General features: G+C 65.5%; 22 protein-coding genes. 13 read left to right on the top strand and 9 right to left on the bottom strand.

The genetic code is table 11. From position 1 onward, the window contains the following. Positions 1–34 precede the first annotated feature (34 nt). From BVH01_RS10325 to BVH01_RS10275, 11 genes are all read left to right on the top strand, one after another. Positions 35–1,543, top strand: a complete 1,509-nt coding sequence (locus tag BVH01_RS10325; RefSeq protein WP_075930234.1) for an alpha/beta hydrolase domain-containing protein — start codon at positions 35–37, stop codon at positions 1,541–1,543. Positions 1,544–1,564: 21 nt separating this feature from the next. Beyond that, positions 1,565–2,053: a DUF6644 family protein gene (locus BVH01_RS10320; protein ID WP_075930233.1), complete on the top strand. Its 489-nt coding sequence runs from the start codon at positions 1,565–1,567 to the stop codon at positions 2,051–2,053. Positions 2,054–2,081: 28 nt separating this feature from the next. Next, on the top strand, positions 2,082–2,570 hold the full coding sequence (locus BVH01_RS10315) for a DUF6644 family protein (RefSeq protein ID WP_075930232.1): 489 nt from the start codon (positions 2,082–2,084) through the stop codon (positions 2,568–2,570). After that, on the top strand, positions 2,570–3,307 hold the full coding sequence (locus tag BVH01_RS10310) for a DUF6162 family protein (RefSeq protein WP_075930231.1): 738 nt from the start codon (positions 2,570–2,572) through the stop codon (positions 3,305–3,307). Before BVH01_RS10315 ends, BVH01_RS10310 begins: the two co-directional genes overlap by 1 nt. Further along, complete coding sequence (locus BVH01_RS10305) at positions 3,304–4,236, top strand: metal ABC transporter solute-binding protein, Zn/Mn family (RefSeq protein WP_075930230.1); 933 nt, start codon at positions 3,304–3,306, stop codon at positions 4,234–4,236. Before BVH01_RS10310 ends, BVH01_RS10305 begins: the two co-directional genes overlap by 4 nt. A gap of 14 nt (positions 4,237–4,250) precedes the next feature. Next, complete coding sequence (locus BVH01_RS10300; protein WP_256562749.1) at positions 4,251–4,934, top strand: metal ABC transporter ATP-binding protein; 684 nt, start codon at positions 4,251–4,253, stop codon at positions 4,932–4,934. Then, positions 4,927–5,832 (top strand): metal ABC transporter permease, encoded by a 906-nt coding sequence (locus BVH01_RS10295; RefSeq protein ID WP_075930228.1) that lies wholly within the window; start codon positions 4,927–4,929, stop codon positions 5,830–5,832. The genes BVH01_RS10300 and BVH01_RS10295 overlap by 8 nt, the downstream gene beginning before the upstream one ends. 41 nt (positions 5,833–5,873) lie before the next feature. Further along, the gene (locus tag BVH01_RS10290) at positions 5,874–6,827 is read left to right on the top strand and encodes a metal ABC transporter solute-binding protein, Zn/Mn family (protein WP_256562748.1); all 954 of its coding nucleotides are present in this window, start codon (positions 5,874–5,876) and stop codon (positions 6,825–6,827) included. Between the two features lie 18 nt (positions 6,828–6,845). Continuing rightward, positions 6,846–7,169: a hypothetical protein gene (locus BVH01_RS10285; protein WP_075930226.1), complete on the top strand. Its 324-nt coding sequence runs from the start codon at positions 6,846–6,848 to the stop codon at positions 7,167–7,169. A gap of 7 nt (positions 7,170–7,176) precedes the next feature. Next, positions 7,177–8,001, top strand: coding sequence for a DUF4198 domain-containing protein (locus tag BVH01_RS10280; protein ID WP_075930225.1), 825 nt, complete (start codon positions 7,177–7,179; stop codon positions 7,999–8,001). Positions 8,002–8,217: 216 nt separating this feature from the next. Further along, the gene (locus BVH01_RS10275; protein WP_075930224.1) at positions 8,218–9,405 is read left to right on the top strand and encodes an N-acetylmuramoyl-L-alanine amidase; all 1,188 of its coding nucleotides are present in this window, start codon (positions 8,218–8,220) and stop codon (positions 9,403–9,405) included. A 20-nt stretch (positions 9,406–9,425) separates the two neighbouring features. On the opposite strand, the gene BVH01_RS10270 is transcribed toward BVH01_RS10275, so the two are convergent. Together BVH01_RS10270 and BVH01_RS10265 are read right to left on the bottom strand one after the other, a co-directional pair. Then, positions 9,426–10,772: an ATP-binding protein gene (locus BVH01_RS10270; RefSeq protein ID WP_075930223.1), complete on the bottom strand. Its 1,347-nt coding sequence runs from the start codon at positions 10,770–10,772 to the stop codon at positions 9,426–9,428. Further along, on the bottom strand, positions 10,769–11,473 hold the full coding sequence (locus tag BVH01_RS10265) for a response regulator (RefSeq protein WP_075930222.1): 705 nt from the start codon (positions 11,471–11,473) through the stop codon (positions 10,769–10,771). Before BVH01_RS10265 ends, BVH01_RS10270 begins: the two co-directional genes overlap by 4 nt. Positions 11,474–11,637: 164 nt before the next feature. Between BVH01_RS10265 and BVH01_RS10260 the strand changes: the two genes are divergently transcribed. Together BVH01_RS10260 and BVH01_RS10255 are read left to right on the top strand one after the other, a co-directional pair. Then, complete coding sequence (locus BVH01_RS10260) at positions 11,638–12,414, top strand: VacJ family lipoprotein (protein ID WP_075930221.1); 777 nt, start codon at positions 11,638–11,640, stop codon at positions 12,412–12,414. Next, positions 12,404–12,715: a hypothetical protein gene (locus BVH01_RS10255; protein ID WP_075930220.1), complete on the top strand. Its 312-nt coding sequence runs from the start codon at positions 12,404–12,406 to the stop codon at positions 12,713–12,715. The genes BVH01_RS10260 and BVH01_RS10255 overlap by 11 nt, the downstream gene beginning before the upstream one ends. Positions 12,716–12,979: 264 nt before the next feature. On the opposite strand, the gene BVH01_RS10250 is transcribed toward BVH01_RS10255, so the two are convergent. From BVH01_RS10250 to BVH01_RS10220, 7 genes are read right to left on the bottom strand one after another with little or no spacing between them, the layout of a single operon-like run. Beyond that, the gene (locus BVH01_RS10250; RefSeq protein ID WP_075930219.1) at positions 12,980–13,588 is read right to left on the bottom strand and encodes an RraA family protein; all 609 of its coding nucleotides are present in this window, start codon (positions 13,586–13,588) and stop codon (positions 12,980–12,982) included. Next, positions 13,585–14,355 carry an IucA/IucC family C-terminal-domain containing protein gene (locus BVH01_RS10245; RefSeq protein ID WP_075930218.1) on the bottom strand — a complete coding sequence of 257 codons (771 nt, stop codon included), beginning with the start codon at positions 14,353–14,355 and terminating at the stop codon, positions 13,585–13,587. Before BVH01_RS10245 ends, BVH01_RS10250 begins: the two co-directional genes overlap by 4 nt. Beyond that, a complete protein-coding gene (locus BVH01_RS10240) occupies positions 14,352–15,143 on the bottom strand; it encodes an ABC transporter ATP-binding protein (RefSeq protein ID WP_013791471.1) in 792 nt (263 codons plus the stop codon). The genes BVH01_RS10245 and BVH01_RS10240 overlap by 4 nt, the downstream gene beginning before the upstream one ends. A 10-nt stretch (positions 15,144–15,153) precedes the next feature. After that, positions 15,154–16,185, bottom strand: a complete 1,032-nt coding sequence (locus BVH01_RS10235; RefSeq protein WP_075930217.1) for an iron chelate uptake ABC transporter family permease subunit — start codon at positions 16,183–16,185, stop codon at positions 15,154–15,156. Further along, positions 16,178–17,167, bottom strand: a complete 990-nt coding sequence (locus tag BVH01_RS10230; RefSeq protein ID WP_075930216.1) for an iron ABC transporter permease — start codon at positions 17,165–17,167, stop codon at positions 16,178–16,180. Before BVH01_RS10230 ends, BVH01_RS10235 begins: the two co-directional genes overlap by 8 nt. Continuing rightward, the gene (locus BVH01_RS10225) at positions 17,164–18,075 is read right to left on the bottom strand and encodes an ABC transporter substrate-binding protein (RefSeq protein WP_075930215.1); all 912 of its coding nucleotides are present in this window, start codon (positions 18,073–18,075) and stop codon (positions 17,164–17,166) included. The genes BVH01_RS10230 and BVH01_RS10225 overlap by 4 nt, the downstream gene beginning before the upstream one ends. Continuing rightward, complete coding sequence (locus tag BVH01_RS10220) at positions 18,065–19,936, bottom strand: IucA/IucC family siderophore biosynthesis protein (protein ID WP_075930214.1); 1,872 nt, start codon at positions 19,934–19,936, stop codon at positions 18,065–18,067. Before BVH01_RS10220 ends, BVH01_RS10225 begins: the two co-directional genes overlap by 11 nt. Positions 19,937–19,938: the final 2 nt, after the last annotated feature.

The raw sequence follows: 19,938 nt of genomic DNA, 5'->3' as shown, positions 1-19,938 counted from the left end.
CACCCACTGTCGCCCCTAATCAGGAGAGATTCGGATGCAACGACCAATAACAATCAGCATCCTGCAACCTGCCATGCACGGCGTGCTGTTGACGCTAGCCCTGGCCACGGCAGCATTCGCCGAGGTGCCGCGCCTGCCCACGGCCATGGCGGTGCCGGATTCGGGCAAGCCGCCGCTGTCCTCGGCCACCTACCAGGGCACCGAGTACAGCGATCTCAAAGGCAGCGGCTACGTCGAGCAGGAGTTCTATCTGCAAGGGGTTGCGCCAGCGATCACCGCTGCCGGGCAAACCCTGCTCGAAGCGCCCTATACCACCCGCATACTGGTGCGCAAACCCGCCGACCCGGCACGCTTCAACGGCACGGTGATCATCGAGCCGTTCAGCTGGTTCGGCGAACGCGCTGCGGGCTGGATTCTCACCCGCGACTATCTGCTACGCCATGGCTATGCCTACGTCGGCTACACGCTGAACATCAACAAGCCAGAGGTCGACCCCAAGTTCATCGCCGGTGACCCGGCCGTCGAAGCCGATGGCATCGCCCAGTACGGCAAGATCGTCAACTTCGACTTCATGCGCCGCTTCGACTATGCCCGCTACGCGCCGCTCGCCAGCTACTACGATGCCAAGCGCTTCACCCGTGGCGACGCGCCGGATCCCTTCGTGCCGCAATCTCAGGGCATCGGCGCGCAGCTGGCGCTGCTACTCAAGAGCGACACGCCAAAAGGCCCGTTGGCCGGGCTGGACGTCAAGCGCGTCTACGTCAACAGCTGGGCGGTGACGGCCCAGGTGTGGATGGATTACCTCGACCAGGGTCGCCACCAGCAGTGGCGCATGCCGGACGGTAAACCGCTGATCGATGCCTACATGACCGGCCGCATGGCCTATGGCGAAGTGGGCGGTGATGTCATCCGCGTGCCGCGCAGGATGCCAGGCGATGCGCCGTTCGTGACCGTCTACAGCCAGTCCGAGTTGATGCACGACGTGCTCGAAGGCATTGCCCTGCCCGCCGATACCGACGAACCCAAGCTTCGCTACTACGAAGTGACCGGCATCCCGCACCTGCGCCTGGCCGACCTCGGTACCCAGCATACCGAACGCCTGGCCGCCGACGTTGGCAAGGGCAATGATCCGCGCTGCCAGATGCTCTACGACGAGCCGGCGGAGCTGGTCGTCTCGGCGCTGCTCGATGGCATGGACCGCTGGGTTCGTGACGGCAAGCCCATGCCCAAGGCTCCGCGCGTGCCCCGCCAAGGCAACGCCGCAGTGCGCGACGCCGCTACCGGCAACCTTCTGGGCGGCGTTCGCCCGCCGTGGATCCAGGTACCGAGCGCCACCTACCTCACCGACCAGGAAACCGCCTGCGGGCTGATCTACGACACCAAAGTGGCGTATTCGCGCGGCGAGCTGCGCAAACGCTACGGCAGCTACGCGCAATACCAGAAGGCCTTCGAAGACGCCAAGGCGCGCTCGGTGCAGGAAGGCTATTTGCTGCCCGAGGATGCCAAGGGCCTGCAACCGATCGCCAAACCCCAAGACTTCTAAGCCGCTTCAGGGAGACAACCGATGTCAGCGGAATTCATTGCCTGGCTCTACGCGTCAGCGCTGAGCACCACCATCCGAGACATGCTCTGGGTGGTGCCCACCGTGCAGAGCGTACACATCATCGCCATCGCCGCGATTTTCGGCTCCGCGGTGATATCCGACCTGCGCCTGGCCGGGGTGCTGGCCGTCGATCGCCCGGCCCGCGAGGTGATCGGCCGCTACTACCCGTGGATGCGCAACGCGCTGCTGGTGCTGCTGGCCACCGGCCTGGTCATGATCATCGGCGAGCCGGACCGGGTCCTGGTCAACTCCACCTTCTGGCTGAAGATGGCCCTGGTGATCGGCGCCTTCGCGCTCGCCTGGAGCATCCGCCGGCCGCTGCTCAAGCCTGCTGCCGACGGGTCGCAAAGCGATGCCATTCACCCAGCCATCAAGGTGCTGGCCTGGCTGTCGATCGCCCTGTGGTGCGTGGTGATCTTCTGCGGCCGCTGGATCGCCTACTCGATCTAATTCATTCCAACGCTCTCAGGTAGCCGTCATGGATATCCAATCACTGCTGCAAACTCTGCAGGACACCGCCATCGCCACGCTGATTCGCGAGTCCGACTCGGGCTTTCCGGCGCTGGAATCGCTGCATGTCATCGGTATCGCCCTGGTGCTCGGCACCATTGCCGTGGTCGACCTGCGCCTGCTCGGTATAGCCGCTCACCGCCCAGGCGCGCTGCGGCTGATCAAGGAATTGCTGCCCTTCACCTGGGTGGCCTTCGCGACGTGCGTGGTGACCGGCGTGCTGATGTTCATGGCCAACGCCACCACCTACGCGGAAAACCCCATGTTCCTGGGCAAGATGGGCCTGCTGGGTCTGGCGGGGCTGAACATGGCGATCTTCCACCTCGGCGCCTTTCGCCGCATCCATGAATGGGATAGCAGCGTGCCGCCGCCGGCCCAGGCGCGAATCGCCGGGCTCGGTTCGCTGGCGTTGTGGACCGGGGTGATCTTTCTCGGCCGCTGGATCGCGTTCGTCTGATGGCCAGCCTGCCGCTGAACGACCTCGATGCCGACCTGAGCACTGGCAAACCCGGCAAGGTCGTGAGCCCGGCCTCCGGGCGCTGGGAGTCGCTGGCCATGGTGCTGCTGACCCTCGGTGTGATCGCCTGCCTGGCGGGCTACCTGCTGCTGCGCCCCCGTGAGGTCGGCCCGCCTGCGGCCTTGAGCTGGCAGGTGCGCTCGTTCGACGGACTGAATGCGGTCGACCAGGCCATTCATAGCGCGTTGCTGCCAGCGGGTGAAGAAATCATCTGGAACAACAACGACACCGGCGGCTGGATCAGCCTGGAACACGCCCAGAAGATCGTTCTGCCGCCGTTCTATCGCGACGCGTTCTGGAAGAGCAACGGTGAGGTGCACTGGCAGTTGGTCCTCCCCGGCAGCCACCAGGCCCATGCCAGCACACCGGATGGCCAAACCGCCAGCGCGGCGCAGAGCTCCAGCCAGGTCTCCCAGGCCACCCAGGGCCAGGGCGCCGCCGTGTACTACGGCTCGGGCGGCCAGCTGCCGGGCCAGAGCGCCTACCTGCTGGTGATCGGCCATGCCCACGCCGGGGTGATGTGGGCCAACCAGGCGACCATCTGGGTTCACCGCGACCCGAATGCGCCCTACCCCGGCATCGTCAAGCCCGAAGCGTTGGTGAGCAAAGGCTGGCGGCAGGTCATCGCCTACGACGGCAACAGTGAAATCGAACGCGTGAAAGGAAACCAGCCATGATTGCTTCAGCAAGACTTCAGCCACGGCTGCGCAGCTGCCTCGCCCTGCTGGTGTTGATACCTGCACTCGCCCTGGCCGGCCATGCACAGGCTGCGGCCAAAAAACTCAAGATCGGCGTGACGCTGCACCCCTACTACAGCTTCGTCGCCAATATCGTCGGCGACCGGGCCGAGGTGGTGGCGCTGATTCCGGGGGAAGCCAACCCGCACAATTATCAGCCACAGCCTGCCGACATCACCCGCGCGATGACCCTCGATGCCCTGGTGGTCAATGGCATCGGTCACGACGAGTGGGCCGGGGCCATCGTCAAGGCAGCCGGGCGCAGCGACAACCTGCCGATCATCCAGGCCAACGCCTCCGTCGCGCTGATTCCCATTGGCGGTGATCAGGGCGGCGCCAAGGTGGTCAATCCGCATACCTTCGTCTCCACCACCGCGGCAGTCCAGCAGGTCTTCGAAATCGCCCGCCGCCTTGGTGAGCTGGACCCGGACAACGCCGCCACTTATCGGCGCAACGCCATGGCCTACGCGGGGCGCATTCGCGCGCTGCGCGCCCGGTTCATGAACCGCTTCGCCGCACTGGACCTGTCCAAATTTCGCTGCGCCACCACCCACGCCGGTTACGACTACCTGATGCAGGAGTTCGGCCTGTTCGTCAGTGCGGTGATCGAGCCGCGCCACGGCGTGGCGCCCACCGCGCGGCAGTTGGCCAATACCATCGAAGCGATCAAGAAGGCCCATGTGCGGGTGTTGTTCGCCGAGAAGACCTTTTCCCTCGATCTGGCCAAGCCCATCGAGGCCGCCACCGGCGTGAAGGTGTTCGCCCTGTCCCACATAACCGGGGGTACCTACAGCGCCGATGAGTTCGAGATCGCCATGGGCGAGAACCTCGAAACCCTGGCCGAAGCCGTCGAGTACACCCAGCAATGAACAAGGAAATGAGCATGCTCGGCCCCGCCCTGGTGTTCGATAACGTGTCCCTGAAACTAGGCGGTACCCAGGTTCTGGACGCCGTGAGCTTCCACATCGAGGCCGGTGCGCTGCATTGCCTGGTGGGGCCCAATGGCGGCGGCAAGACCTCGCTGGTGCGTGCGCTGCTGGGGCAGATGCCGCACACCGGCGCCATCCGTATCGCTGGCGAACCCGCCCGGTCGGTGGGCTACGTGCCGCAGTTGGCGGATTTCGATCGTAACGTACCGATGACCGTCTACGACGTGATGGCCCTCCTCGGCCAGCGCCGCCCAGCCTTTCTGGGCTCCAGCCGTGCCGCCAGGGCGGCCAATGCCGAAGCGCTGCAACGCACTGGCGTGGCAGGTATGGGCCACAAGGCGTTTGGCAGCTTGTCGGGCGGTCAACGCCAGCGCGTGCTGCTGGCCCAGGCAATCACACCGTTGCCGCGCCTGCTGATTCTCGATGAGCCCACCGCCGGGATCGACAAGCCGGGGCTGCACTTGGTGGAGAGCCTGGTGAAGGAGCTGCACGGCAACGGCGTCACCATCGTGTGGATCAACCATGACCTGGAGCAGGTCAGGCGTATCGCCCAGTCGGTGACCGTCCTCAACCAGCGCGTGCTGTTCCATGGCACGGGCGAGCAGTTGCCAGCTAACTGGAGCACGGGCGATGAATGATCTGTACAGCTGGATTCGCGACCACCTGCAGGCGCTGGCCGCCAGCCAGGTGCTGCCGCAGCCGTTCGAATACGAGTTCGTCATCAATGCCCTGCTCTGCGCCCTGCTGATCGGGCCACTGCTCGGCGTACTGGGCTCGATGGTGATGATCAAGCGCATGGCCTTCTTCAGTCAGTCGGTCGGCAATGCCGCGATGACCGGCGTGGCCATCGGCGTGCTGGTCGGCGAGTCCTATACCTCACCGTACCTGTCGATGTTCGGTTTCTGCATGCTGTTCGCGCTCACGCTCAAGTACACCCAGCACCGCACCACGCTGCCCAACGACACCCTGATCGGGGTGTTTCTGTCCATTTCCCTGGCGGTCGGTGCCTCACTGTTGCTGTTCGTGTCGGCGAAGATCAACACTCATGTGATGGAGAGCGTGCTGTTCGGCTCCATCCTGGCGGTGGATCACACCGACATGAACGTGCTGTTGGCCGTCACTGCCGTCTGTGCGCTCATCGGCCTGCCGCTGTACAACGCCATGCTGCTGGCCAGCCTCAATCCCAGCCTGGCCCACGCGCGGGGCGTGCCGGTGCGCGTTGTCGAATACCTGTTCGTGGTGCTGGTGACCCTGGTGACGGTGGCCTGCCTGAAGATCATCGGCGCCGTGCTGGTCGAGGCGTTGCTGCTGATCCCGGCAGCGGCCGCGCGCAACATCAGCCGCTCGTTGCCGGTGCTGGTAACCCTCGCCGCACTGATCGCCACCTTCTCCTGCGTGGTCGGCATCCTGGTGCCCATGCAGTTCTACATACCGGTGCCTACCGGCGGCGCGATCGTTATCGTCGCCGCCCTGGTGTTCGCACTGACCACCATCATTCGCGCCAGTAGCGCCCGCTTCAGGGGAGCCAGCGTATGAACCCGTGCATGTTTCCTGGTCTATCCCGAGCATTGCGTTGGTTGCTTCTGACGTTGCTGCTGGGCGCTACAACAAGCGTGCTCGCAGACACCACGCAGCCGCGGGTACTGGTTGCCCTGCCGGCATTGCATGCACTGACCGCGAGCCTTTGCCAGGGCACCCGCATCACCGTCGTGCGCATTCCGGCGGATGCCGCAGTGCCCATGCAAAGCCAGGCCAATGCCTTGTCGCGCCTGGACCCTGGCGTGTTTCAACAAGCCGATGCGGTAATCACCCTGAGCAGCCTATGGCGCGCCGACCCGCTGTATGCTGCAGCGCGCCGGCACAACCTGCGTATCGTCGAGATCGACGCATCGCGCTCCTGGGACCCGGTCAAACCTGGTGTTGCCATAACCCAAGCGCCGGCCAACGACGTACCGTGGGCCGCCGCTGACGACCAGCCCAGCGCCGAGCCGTCGCCCCATGCCTGGCTCGGCCCGGTCAACGCCATGCGCATGTCGGCGATCATCGCTGCCGATCTGGCGCGCCTCTCGCCCGAGGATGCTCCACGAATCGCCCGCAACCTAAGTACGCTGGAAAACCGCTTACGCCAGCTGAAAGCCGATTACGGCCTGCGCCTGGCAAAGATCCCGGATCTGCGGGTGCTGTCGTTGGCGGACGAGTTTATTTACCTGTTCGGCGAGTTCGATATCTTCGTCGACGGCTGGTTCGTGCGTCAGGACATCGACTGGAGCCAGGCCGACCGTGAGGCCCTGACCCGTTACCTGCGCGAACGCGACATCAAGGTGGTGGTGCACAAATGGCCGCCCGATGCTGCCATCACCCAAGCCATCGAAGCAGGCGGCGCGCGCCTGCTGATTCTCGATGCCGGGAATCCGGGCGTTCTCGATGACCCGGGCAAACCCTATGACGACCTCATGCGCGCCGATCTAGATGCCCTGCTGGCGGGCTTCGCCCCGTCGAGCCAGGCCGTGCCTGCTGCTCATCAACCCTGACCGTGGAGACCCACACCCATGAAACGCTTCTGTTCTGTTGCTCGAACCGCGGTGCTGGGCACGCTTGTGCTCAGCCAGGCCGCACTTGCCCATGGCCCGGTATTCGACTGCTACATCGAGCAGGACGACTCGGTGAAGTGCGAAGCGGGCTTCACCGACGGCAGCTCGGCGGCAGGTCGCAAGGTCCACGTGCAGGACGCCAGCGGCAAGGTGCTGCTTGACGGCAGCGTCGGCGCAGACAGCACCTACGGCTTCAAGCCGCCGACCGATGATTACGCCGTGGTGTTTCTTGGCGGCGAAGGGCACGCCGTAACGATCCAGTCTTCCGACATCACGAGGTAATACCGCCATGACCCACCCAAGCAAACTGTTCCAGTTGCTCGCTGGTGCCGCATTGAGCTGCACTGCCGGCTTCGCCCACGCACACTTCCAACTGCTGTATGTGAACGACAGCGCAATGCAGAAGGCCCAGGAACTGGAGATGGCGGCGGTATTCACCCACCCATTCGACGGCGGCCCGACCATGGCCATGGGCAAGCCGCTGTCGTTCAGCCATATCAGCTCCCACAACGGCGATAAGACCGACCTGCTTCGCTACCTGCGTCCGGTCCAGTGGCAAAGCCGTGAAAATCGTGCCGAGGCCTATCGCGCCACCATCCCCAAGGAAATGATGCGCGCTCTGGGCGATCATATTTTCGTCCTTGAACCCGAACCCTACCTGGAAGCCGAAGAAGATCTGTACATCCAGCAGTTCACCAAGCTGATCGTCAACGTCGGTGGCGTACCTGGCCAGTGGTCGGATGCCCAGGATTTGCCAGTCGACATCAAACCGCTCAGCAAGCCCTATGCGAACTGGACCGGCGGTGTGTTCCGCGCTCAGGTGCTGGCCGACGGCAAGCCAGTGCCGTTCGCGCAGATCGAGGTCGAGTACCTCAACCATGGCGTCGAGCTCGACCAGAATGCCTTCGACCCGAAAAATGAAGTCGCCTCGCCCCAGCCCGCCTTCAATACCGTGAGCACCTACTCGGACGCCGAGGGTGTGGTGACCATCGGCCTGCCCCGTGCTGGCTGGTGGGGCATCGCCGCGCTCAATATCGGCAGCACCAAAACCTACAAGGGCAAGGCGTTATCGCAGGATGCCGTGCTCTGGGTGCAGGCCCGCGACATGAAGTGACCCAGGCTCGCTCGCGTGGAAACATGGATAGCCGGCAGACACGTGCGGGCTATCCGTTTTATCGGTAACTCGATTGCTGCCTCGTAACGGCGCGCCCCACTGTCTGGCATGGCCATAATCCATGACTGTCACTGACAGCCGTTCGGAGCCTTACATACACTCAGAAAATGCAATAGTATAACGTTTTGCATCATGCTCATTTTCAAGTGAATGGTTATGCATAGACGTCACCTCCTGCACTTCGCCCTTGCAGGCATCACCCTGCCCTGGGCCATGGCCGTATCCGCGACCCAGAAGCTCGTCAACGCGCGCGCCTGGGACGATGGCGAGAAACTGAGGCTGGTGTTCGACCTGAGCGGCCCGGCGAACTACCAGATCTTCTCCCTGAAAGCGCCTGAGCGACTGGTCGTCGATCTCGCGAATACCGGTACGACCACCAACCTGAACGAACTATCGGCCGGCAACCGCATGCTCAGCGCCATTCGCAGCGGCCCTCAGGCCGGTGGGACGCGCGTCGTGCTCGACCTCAAGCGGCCGGTCAGGGTGGAAAGCTTTCTGCTCGGCCCCACCGGTAGCGAGGGTCATCGTCTGGTCGTCGATCTTCATGACATCGCGCTCGCGCCACAGCGGATCGCTGAACCACAGCCGGCCAACACTGCCGGGCAACGGGACGTGATCGTGGTGATCGATGCCGGGCATGGCGGCAAGGACCCCGGTGCACTGGGCGGCAACGGCGAGCAGGAAAAGGTGGTGGCCCTGGCCATTGCCCGCCTGCTGGCCCAGAAGCTCAACCGCCAGCGCGGCTTCAAGGCGCAGTTGGTGCGCAACCAGGACGTTTTCGTGCCGCTGCGCAAGCGCGTGGAGGTCGCTCGCCGGCACAATGCCGACCTGTTCATTTCAGTGCATGCCGACGCCGCGCCGCGTAGGAGCGCATCGGGCGCTTCGGTGTTCGCCCTCTCGGAGAACGGTGCTACGTCGACCACCGCGCGCTGGATGGCCGAGCGCGAGAACAGCGCGGACCTGCTGGGCGCCCGCGAGCTGCTGTCGCTCAAGAACAAGGATCCGGTGCTGGCCGGCGTGCTGCTGGACATGTCGCTGAACTCCACCATCAGCACCAGCCTGGGGTTGGGCAAGACGGTCCTCGACAATGTCGGCAAGGTGGCCGGCGTGCATCAGAAACGCGTCGAGCAGGCCGGCTTCGCGGTGCTCAAATCACCGGACATCCCGTCCATCCTGGTGGAAACCGGCTTCATTTCCAACCCGGCCGACTGCCGCAAACTCTGTGACCCGCTGCACCAGAAGCGCGTGGCCCAGGCGATTTTCGATGGATTGCAGAAGCACTTTGTAGCCAGCCCACCGACCGGCACGTTCCTGGCGAGCCAGAAGAACGGATCGCTCACCTAACCCGCATCCGGTAACAGTGCTCAGGCGAACGGCAGCTCGACCCGCACTTCCAGCCCGCCGCTGGGGCGATTGCGCAGCGTCAGACTGCCGCCGTGCTCCAGCACGATGGCCCGCGCGGCAGAAAGCCCCAAGCCGACACCACCGGTGTGCTTGTTGCGCGAGCCCTCGATGCGGAAGAACGGTTTGAAGACTTCATCCTGAAACGCCGGGGCGATACCCGGCCCGCGATCGAGCACGCGAATGCGTACAGCGCGGGCGCCCTGCTCGAGCATCACTGCCGGCTCGTGGCCGTACTTGATGGCATTGTCGAGCAGGTTGCCGAGCATGCGCTTGATACCGATTGGCCGACCGACGTACACCACCCGCCCCTGCGCGCGCAGCTGCACGTCGATACCGACGTCGCGGTAGTCATCGACCAACGTGTGCAGCAACCCGGCGAGGTCGAAGGCGGTCGCTGGCTCCAGGCGGGCGTCGTCGCGAAAGAACTCCAGAGCGCTATTGACCATCGCCTGCATCTCGTCCACATCGCGAAACAGCTTGGCCTGCTGCTCAGGGTCGTCGATGAATTCACCGCGCAGGCGCATGCGCGTCAGCGGCGTGCGCAGGTCATGGGAAATTGCCGCCAGCATCTGCGTGCGGTCATGGATGAAGTGCTGCAACTGGGCCTGCATGGCGTTGAAGGCGACGATGGCCTGGCGGATTTCTCGCGGCCCTTCGACGGCAATGGGCGGGGCACGGAAATCACTGCCGAAACGCCGGGCACCGCGGGCGAAACGTTCCAGAGGCGCGGCCAGGTGGCGGGTGGCGATCAGTGCCACGATGATGGTCGAGAGCAGCACCAGGGCGATGACGATCAGGTTGCGTGGCAGCTCATCGAGGCCCCAGCTGCGGGTGAATGCAGAGAATTTCACCCAGGAGCCGTCGCGCAGCTCGACCGCCAAGGCGTATTCCGCACCGGGATCATCGGCTGGCCAGTCGGCGGGTTCGTAGCCGATGATCCTGGCGCTGGGGTTGCGCAACTGGCTACGCAGAAAGTCTTCGCCGGAGCGAAAGTCCGCTTCGTCATCCGGCTCTGGCAACCCGGCCTCCTCGAAACGACGCAGCCAGGTGGTGGTATAGAGCGCGTCACTGGCGGACCTGGCGATGGCCGGGCGCTGCTCGGGTGGTGCCGCATCGATGATGCGGCTGATGCTGGCGAGGCTTTCCAACAGGCCGGTCTGTAACAACGGCGGGCGCGCCCACACGCCGGCCAATTGGCTGAGTGCCCAGGTCAGCAGCAAAGCCGTGAGCATCGCGGTCAGCGTGGTCAGCGCGATCCACCGCGCCACCGTATCGCTGGAGCGACTGACCCTGGGCAGCCATTTCATCGCTTCACCAGCACGCTGGGGGTGAACAGGTAGCCGCTGTTGCGTACCGTGCGAATCATCGGCGTGCCGCTGACATCGCCCTCCAGCTTGCGACGCAAGCGGCTGACCTGCACGTCGATGCTGCGGTCGAAGGCTTCGAAGGCGTCGCCGCGGGTCATGTCCAGTAGCTGCTGGCGGCTCAGCACCCGGCGTGGGTGCTCGGCGAACACCAGCAGCAAGTCGAATTCACCGCCGGACAGCGGAATCATCACCTTGTCCGGCGAACGCAGTTCACGGCGTGTGACGTCCAGCAGCCAGCCGGCGAACTCCAAGGTCGGGCGCGGCTTGTCCCGGCTGATTTCACCGGTGCGGCGCAACACGGCGCGCACCCGGGCGAGTAGCTCGCGGGCATCGAAAGGCTTGGTGAGGTAATCGTCGGCGCCAAGCTCCAGGCCTACCACGCGGTCGCTGAGTTCACCCATGGCGGTGAGCATGATCACCGCCACCGAGTGTTCGCTGCGCAGACGTTGGCAGAGCACCAGGCCGCTCTCCCCTGGCAGCATGACGTCGAGGATCACCAGGTCGGGCTGCTGGCGCGCCATTGCCTGCCAGAGGCCCGTGCCGTCGCTGGCCACGTCGACGCAATAGCCGTGCTGCTCGAGGAATTTCTTCAGGAGGGCGAGGACTTCGAGGTCATCGTCCACCAGCAATAGGTGATTCACGCGGGGCTCGCTGCGGGCAGTTCTGGAGCGGCTATCTAAAACCATTGGCGCGAGCGCGTCATATATTTCAGTTCGGCAACAAAGCGGCGTTTTCGCAATATAGCGGACACGCTCGGGCAAAAACTGCCAGGCAGCATCGGCGCAGTTTTCATCGAGGATCGCCCATGCCGACCAACGCTCTCGCTCGTCCCTTCGCCCGTACGCTGTCGCTGGCAGCCGCCATGAGCCTGGCCACAGGCTGTGCCAGCTCGCCCGTACCCTCCGCCACCCAACTGTGCCAGGGCACGCTGGCCGCCCCCCATGACCCGGCCGAGTCGGTCAACCGCGGCATCTTCGCGTTCAACCGCAGCATCGACGATTACCTGCTGGCCCCAGTGGCCCGCGGCTATCGGCACCTGCCTGGGTTCGTGCAGGGGGGCGTACACAATTTCGTGGCCAACTTCGGCGAGCCCAAGGTATTGATCAACGACCTGCTGCAAGGCAACGGAGCGCGCTCTGTCACCACGGTAGGCCGTTTCGCGGTCAATACCACGGTCGGCATCCTCGGCCTGATCGACGTATCTGGGCGCATGGGCATCGAACGCCACGAAGCGGACTTCGGCCAGACCTTTGGTGTATGGAACATCGCCAACGGCCCGATCGTCGAACTACCGCTGCTGGGCACCGGCAACCTGCGTGACGCCACCGGCAAGGTGTTGGGCTTCGCGGTCTCGCCGTTCGGCAACAACAGCGACGCCCTGAAGACACTGAGCACGGTGAACACCGTCGGCGACATCGTCGATGGCCGCGCCGAGGCATTGCCGCTGACCGACGATTTGAGAACGCAGCCTGATTACTACCTGGCCCTGCGCGACGCCGTGGCCGAGCGGCGCGCGCACTTCGTTGCCGAGGGCAAGCTCGGCGAGCAGCCGGATCTCTGCGGAGCGAGCGATGAGCGCTGAAGGCGTGCTGGTGCTGCACCGGCGAATCAGGGCACCGGATAGGGCCACGTTGCATTACCGCGAGCTCGAGCTACGACTGGATGCCGATGGCCGCCACCTGGTGCTCAGCCGCTACACCGAGCTGTATGGCGAAGACCAGTCCATCTGGGGCGCCAGACGTGATCACAAGGTGTCGCTGGTCAGCCTGCTGCGCTGGATGGTCAGCCAGGGGCACGAACCCGATATCGCCGTTGCGGACGAAAAGAGCGTTGTCCGTCCTACGTCCTGGCGAGCCGGAAGGCTGAAGCGCTTGGTTGAGTGATTCAGTCGTTTAAGGCGGCCGGAGATACCAAGTTCATGGCCGCGAAATATTCTTCGGCACATCGTGCGGATGGGCTATCGGGCGTCAGGAGCTCGCGGCTGAAGCCGCTCCAACAGGTGTTGGGCCGCGGGGGCGTGCTAGTCCGCTGTCGTTGCAGGACTTGGCAAGGGAAGACGCGGACGGCTAGTCCATTCCCTGCGTCCTGCGCCTAACCGGAGGCCATTTCTCGCAGCAACGCGGCTCGCGCTGAAACGGGAACAGACCCTAGCCCCCCGATTGTTCCAACCGCGCCTGCAACTCCGCGCGCCGAGCCGCATCGGCGGCCTCTTTGCTCTGCAGGCGCTCCAGCAACTCGCCGGCCTGCTGAGGCGACAGCACGTAAATCCCGTCGTCATCGCCGATCAGCAGATCACCGGGCTGCACCCGCACGCCGTGTATCGTCACCGGAACGTTCACCGCGCCCTGCTCGCCAAGCGGGCGCGTGGTATAGGCGCTGACACCGCCGCAGAAGATCGGCAGGCCGAGCGTTCGCAGCACGCGCACGTCGGTCACCGGGCCGTCGATCACCACCCCCGCCAGGCCCTTGATGCACGCCGCGAGGGTGCGCAACTCGCCCCAGCAGGCGCAGTTCGCCTCGCCGCTGTTGGCGATCACCAGCACGTCGCCGGGCTGGCTGGCGATCAGCGCATCGCGCAGCACGCCACCGTCCGGTGCGTGGATCTGCGCGGTGGTAACGCGGCCGACGATGTGCACATCGGCCACCAACGGCGGCAAGCCGTGGATGTGTCCTTCCTGCAGCACATGGCCGATGGTCGACGCGGCGATGCCGCGATAGGCGTCGATCAATGCAGCGGGAACGGATTCGGTACTCATCGCGGGGCCTTGGGTCGGATCAGTGGGCAGGTGGAGCAATATTCCACCGGGTCGCTGGCCTGGTAGTAGAAGCAGCAGGTGCGGCGGAACCGTACGGCGCGCGCGCCGTCATCGAGCAGGGTCAGCGGTCGGTTGAAATGCTGCAGCGGGTTGTAGTCGAGGCCGAACAGGCTGCCGGGCGCCTGCTCGGTCAGCCAACGAAAGTCTTCGGCGCAGCGCTGTCGCGTCGCGGCGCATTCGAGCTTGGCCAGGCGTCGCTCGTACAGCGAGTAGACGCGCACTGCGGTGTTCTCCCAGAGGATGCGCCGCGATACGCCGGTGAGCCGGTAGAAGCTCTCCCACAACGGCTGCAGCAAGCCGGCGAACAGCTGACCGGTCACCGCCTCGCGCCAGGCTTCGCGCGCGCCGGGTTCGGGCCGCGAGACGGCCAGGCTGCGCAGCGGCAGCGACGAGGTCCACAGGCCATCGTCGTGGCCGTACTCGATGAAGGTGTTGTCCAGCGACAGCTCCAGGCCTTTGTCGTAGGCGGACATGGCGTACAGGCAGGCGCCGGTGAGCAGGAACGACTGACGCTTGCCCAGCAGCGAGGCGGTGATGCGCCGCGACGGCGAGAGAATCACCGGGCCGAGTTTGTCCAGCAGCGCCGTGCAGGTGGCTTCGTCCAGCAACTCCCTGGCCGGCAGGCAGCGCGCAAGGTCTCGCTCGCTTTCACGGCGCAGGCGCAGCGCACCACACAGGCTGGCCCATTGGGCGTCGCTGAAGCTCATCGTGGAATGTCCCGACCAAAGGGAATGCACAGCGGCGTGTGGAAGAACGGGTCGGGGATGATCCGGCAATCCAGGTCGAACACCGTCTTGACCAGCTCTTCGCTGAGGATGTCCGCCGGCTTGCCCTGGGCGTAGGCGGTGCGTTGGTGCACGGCGACCATGTGGTCGGCGTAGCGACAGGCCAGGTTGAGGTCATGCAGCACCATGACGATGGTCTTGCCCTCCTGGCGATTGAGCTCGCGCAGCAGGTCCAGCACCTCGATCTGGTGGGCCAGGTCGAGAAAGGTGGTCGGCTCGTCGAGCAGCACCAACTCGGTTTCCTGGGCCAGGGTCATGGCGATCCAGGCGCGCTGCCGCTGACCGCCGGACAGCGCATCGACCGGCCGTTCGGCCAGCTCATCGAGGCCGGTACGGGTAAGTGCGCGGGCCACCACGGCCTCGTCCTCGGCCGACCACTGCTGCATCCAGCTCTGGTACGGGTAGCGCCCCAGGGCGACCAGTTGGCGCACGCTGATGCCCTCGGGCGCCACCGGCATCTGCGGCAGGATCGCCAGCTCCCGCGCCACGGCGGCGGTCGGTTTGCGCTGGATGTCGGCACCGTTGAGGATCACCGTGCCGGCCTGCGGCTTGAGCAGCCGCGCGAAGGATTTCAGCAGCGTGCTCTTGCCACAACCGTTGCTGCCGATCAGCACCGTCACCTGGCCACGCGGCAACGCCAGGTCGAGGTTGTCGATGATCGGCTGGCGCTGGTAGGCAAGAGTCAGGTTACGGCTGGCGATGGCGGTCATGTCAGGATCCTCACTGCCGCTGCTTGATCAGCAGGTACAGAAAATACGGGGTGCCGAACACGGCGACGAAGATGCCGGCGGGCAGATCCAGCGGCAGGAACAGGGTGCGCCCGGCGAGGTCGGCGAGCATTACCAGGTTGGCACCGACCAGCGCTGCCATGCAGGCCTGGGCGGCGAAACCGATGGGGATCAGCTGGCGAGCGATATGCGGGGCGATCAAGCCGACGAAGGCCATGGCGCCGCCCCAGGCGATGGCCGAGCCGGCCAGGGCCACGCTGACCGCGAGCAGCGCTGCGCGCAGCCACTGCACGCGCACGCCGATGCCGCGGGCCAGGCCCTCGTCCAGTTGCTGAACCACCACGTGGCGCGATAGCAGCGCCAGGACCGGCAGCAGGCACAGCAGCACGCCCGCCAGCGCCTTGACCTCTCGCCAGCCCGCGCCGTACACGCTGCCGGTCAGCCATACATAGGCCGACAAGGTGGTGCTCAGCGGGCTGAACACCAGCATGAAGGTGGTGGCAGCAGCCAGCATGGCCGACACACCGACGCCGATCAGCACCAGCCGCAGCGGTGACGTGCCCTGCTTCCAGGCCAGGCCGTAGACCGCCAGCGCGGCACTGCCGGCACCGAGCATCGCCGCCAGCGGCAAGCCGCCCATGCCCCAGGTCGCCGCGAAGGCCGACAGGTACAGCACCGCCGCCGCACTGGCGCCGCTGGACAGGCCGAGCAGATCCGGTGAGGCCAGGGGATTGCGCACGATGGCCTGCAGGATCAACCCGGAAACTGCCAGGGCGCCACCGATCAACGCGCCAAGCAGCAGGCGCGGCAGGCGCAGCTGCTCGACGATAAAGCTCAGCCCGGCCCCGCCTTCGCCCATCAGCACGGCAGCGACTCGCTGCGGCGAGAGCATGACTTTGCCCAAGCACAGGCCGAGAACCAGCACGAAAAGGCTGAACAGCACGGCCAGCAGCAGGCGCAGCGCGCCGGTGCCTTCGATACGCCGAGAGAAACCGTGCCAGCGCAGGATGCGAGGTCTAGGCATTGCGACCTCCACGGCGTGCCAGTGCAATGAAAAACGGCGCGCCGAACAGCGCGGTCATCACCCCGACCGGCACTTCCTGGGGCAGGATCACCACCCGGGCGAGCATGTCGGCGACCAGCAACAGCGTGGCGCCGAGCAGCGCGCAGCCAGGCAACATCACCCGGTGGTCGATGCCGACGAGGCGGCGCACCATGTGCGGCACGATCAGACCGATGAAACCGATGCTGCCCGCCAGGGCCACTGCGCTGCCAGCCAGCATTACCACCAGCACGCCGAGTTGTAGGCGGATCAGGCCGGTGCGCTGCCCCAGGCCGATGGCGATCTGCACGCCGGCATTGAGCACGTTGACCTGAGCGCCGAGCAGGCAGGCCACCAGCAGCGCCACCAGCGCGCAGATCAACAGCGGCACGGCGGTGGCCAGGCTGCGCTCGCTGAGCGAACCGGCCAGCCAGAACAGTACGGTATCCAGACCTTGCTGGTCGATCACCAGCAGCGCCTGGCTGAACGCCGTGAACAGCGCTGTGATCGCCGCCCCGGCAAGCACCATGCGCAACGGGTTGAGCGCGCCCTGCCCGCTGTTGCCCACCGTCCAGACCAGCGCACCGGCCACGGCGGCGCCGCAGAAGGCGCTCCACAACCATTGCTCAGGCGCATTCAGAGAGAACAGCGACAGGCTGACGATCAGCGCGAAGGTCGCCCCGGCGTCGATGCCGAACAACCCTGGCGAGGCCAGTGGGTTGCGGGTCATGGCCTGCATCAGCGCCCCGGCCACCGCCAGGCTGGCGCCGACCACCACTGCCATCAGTGTACGCGACAGCCGGGTGGTATTGACCAACAGGTGATCGACGTTCAGCGGATCGGCATGCAGCAAGGCGTTGAACACCGTGTGCGGGGCGATCCAGCTGGGGCCGGTGGACAAGCTCAGCACGCAGCAAGCCAGCAGCACTAGCGAAACGATGATCAGTTTGCTCCACGCCGTCATGCCGCAGCGTCCTGCAGCAGGGTGCGTTCGATATCGTCGAGAACGCGATTGGCGCCGAGAATGCCGCCGGAAAATATCCAGGCCACGCCGTCCACCCACCACACCTGCCCGGCTTTGGGCGCGCTCATGCGCTGCCATAGCGGGTGATGGGTAATCGCCTGGTAATGGCGCTGCACCGCCGGGCTGTCGGCACGGCCGAAGACGAAGAACACGTCGGCGTCGGCCACTGGCAGGCTTTCGCGGCTGCGCAGCTTGATGGAAACACCGGTGGCATCGCGGCTCTGGCGGTTCCACACGAAGCCCAGTTCGGCCAGCACGCTGCCGGCGAAGCTGTCGGGCAGGTAGCTGCGCACGTGGTCTTCACGGACGTCCAGCACCGATACGCTGAGCGGCCAGCGCGCGCCGAACTTGGTGGCCAGGCGCATGCGCATCGCGCTGATGCGTGCATCCCAGCGTGCTTGCAAAGCCTGCGCTTCGACGTTGCGCGCCGTGGCGGCGCCCATCACGCGCAGGGTGTGGCGGAATTCGAATACCTCGTCGAGCATCACCACCGGGCACAGCTGTTCGAGCAGCCCCTCGACCCGCTCGTGGCGAAAGCGCGAGGCGACGATCAGGTCAGGGGTGAGCAAGGCGATGTCCTCCAGGCTCGGCTGGGTTTCCAAGCCGACATGGGGCACACCTGTCAGCGCCGGGCGCAGGTAGCGATACATGGGCTTCTCGCTCCACGAATCGACCACGCCGGCCGGCCGAATGCCAAGCGCCACCGCAGTGTCGGTGGCGCCTTGAAACAAGGTGATGACGCGCTGCGGTGCAGGCCCGGCCTTGGCCAGGGGCATTGCACCAGCAGCGATAACGCCCAGGGAAAGGCGCATCAACGTGCGCCTGGACAACGATCCACTAGGTTGCAAACTCGATCCTTTGTAATGGATTGACGACTAGCCCCTTGCCGAACGGCATGCTGCCCGGCCCACCGGCCCGTTCGATCATCGGGCGCAGCAGGAGTTTCTGCGGCCAGGTGTCGGACTCGAACAACTGGCCACGCAGCACGGCGCGAGCGTCGTCGTCGAACGGCACAGCGGCGATCCCCTCGCTCAGGGCATCACGCAGCACCCGCCAGGCCTGCACGGCTGGTACGTCGTAAACGCGCTCCAGGGTATCGATGATACCGCGCAGGTTCACCTGGATGCCCAGGGTCTGCAGCCAGAACAGCAAGTCTTCGGGACGTTCATGGTACAGCGTCTGGGCATGACCTTTCTTGATTCGGTACTGCGGGTCGAGCATGCCGTTGCGCTCCAGCCAGGGCACGTACAGGCGCAGCGAGTCGTGATCACGCAGCAACAGCCCGCTGACCTTGCCTGCGTCGTACACCAGCACGGCGTTCTGGCCGTGCACCTCGCCGAGCATACCGAGGCGGAACATGCGCAGGTTGACGTCGAAGAACAAGGTGCACAGCTCGCCGAACAGTTGCAGCACCGACGCCGGCCCGGCAGGCAGACCGCGCTGGCGAATGCAGTCGTCGAAGAAATGCCGGTCGCTGTCGGGCAATGGCGTCCCCAGCGCGGCCATGGGCAGCAGGCGCCTGGCGGGGTCTGCGAGCAGCGCTGGCGGGTAGCCACGGACCATGGCCGAGAGGTGGCGCGGCGCTTCGTCGAACAAGGTACCGCCGTCGGGCATGTAGCCCCACCATTTGCTCTCGTCGCAGATGTGCAGCGCCTCGCGCAGCACCTCGTCGCGCTCGCGGCCCTGGCGCAACAGCGCCTCGCTCAGCCCGCCGTTGATCATCTTCACCGCCGGCAGGTAGCGGGAGGCGCCGAGGGAATACACCGCCATCGGCAGCTTTATGTGATCGGCCGGCGCCGCGGCGCAGGCCAGCGAACGCAGCGACGAGGTGGGATTGAAGCGGCCTTCCTGGAAGCTCAGGCGCAGGCACTCACCACGCTCGAAAGCCGCGCCGAGCTGCGCAGGCAACACCTGCTCCAGTTGCCAGGGGTGCACAGGCAGGGCGACGTGGCTATCGGCAATGCCCAGGGTGCGCATCTCGGCGTCGAGCTTCGCGTGCTGCTCAGGCTCGAGAATGAACTGGGCCGGCTGGCAGCGCGCCAGCGCCTCGATACCGGCACCGAAGGTCAGGCAGCTTTTGGCCACCGCGACCCAGTTGAGGGCCAGGGGCTGGTCGAACTCGGCCTGGTACTGGCAGTACTGCTCGTCATCCAGGCCCTGCTTGGCCTTGGCCAGGGGATGGAACGGCCGGTCGCGTAGCGAGCCCCACTGCTCCATGGCCAGGAAGAACGCGGCGCCGTCCTTTTCCAGCAGGCCTTCGGTCGGCACCTGGTGATCGAGGGACAGCGCGGTCTGCCCGACGCTGGTGCGCAGCACGTCCATGAACAGCTCGATGCCCTTGTCGTTGTCGACCGCATCGACGTTCACGCCTTTCAGGGCCAGGGCCATGAAGGCATCCGGGGTGAGTGGCCGGGTGCTCTGTCCCTGCACGTCCAGCACCGGGGTGCCGGGCACCTTCTCCCAGGCCTGGGTGATGCCCGCGCGCAGGGCGACCGCCAGGCCGCGTTGTTCGGCGGCGTCGTAGTGCCAGTGCCAGATCCTGTGCGGCACCTGCAGATCGGCGAGCGGCGAATCGGGGTGCGCAGCACGCCAGGTGGCGGGTTCGACCAGATGGGCATCGAGGGGGCCGAAGAAATCTTCGGCCAGCAGGCAGTCGACCAGGTCCTGCATAACCAGGTCAGCGGCAATCGAGTGGTTGGTGTGAGTCATGG

It is taken from the genome of Pseudomonas sp. PA1(2017), assembly GCF_001945375.1.
In the GTDB taxonomy this organism is placed as follows: Bacteria; Pseudomonadota; Gammaproteobacteria; order Pseudomonadales; family Pseudomonadaceae; genus Aquipseudomonas.
Note: the sequence above shows the minus strand (reverse complement) of the source record. Positions and strands in the feature narration are given on the sequence as shown.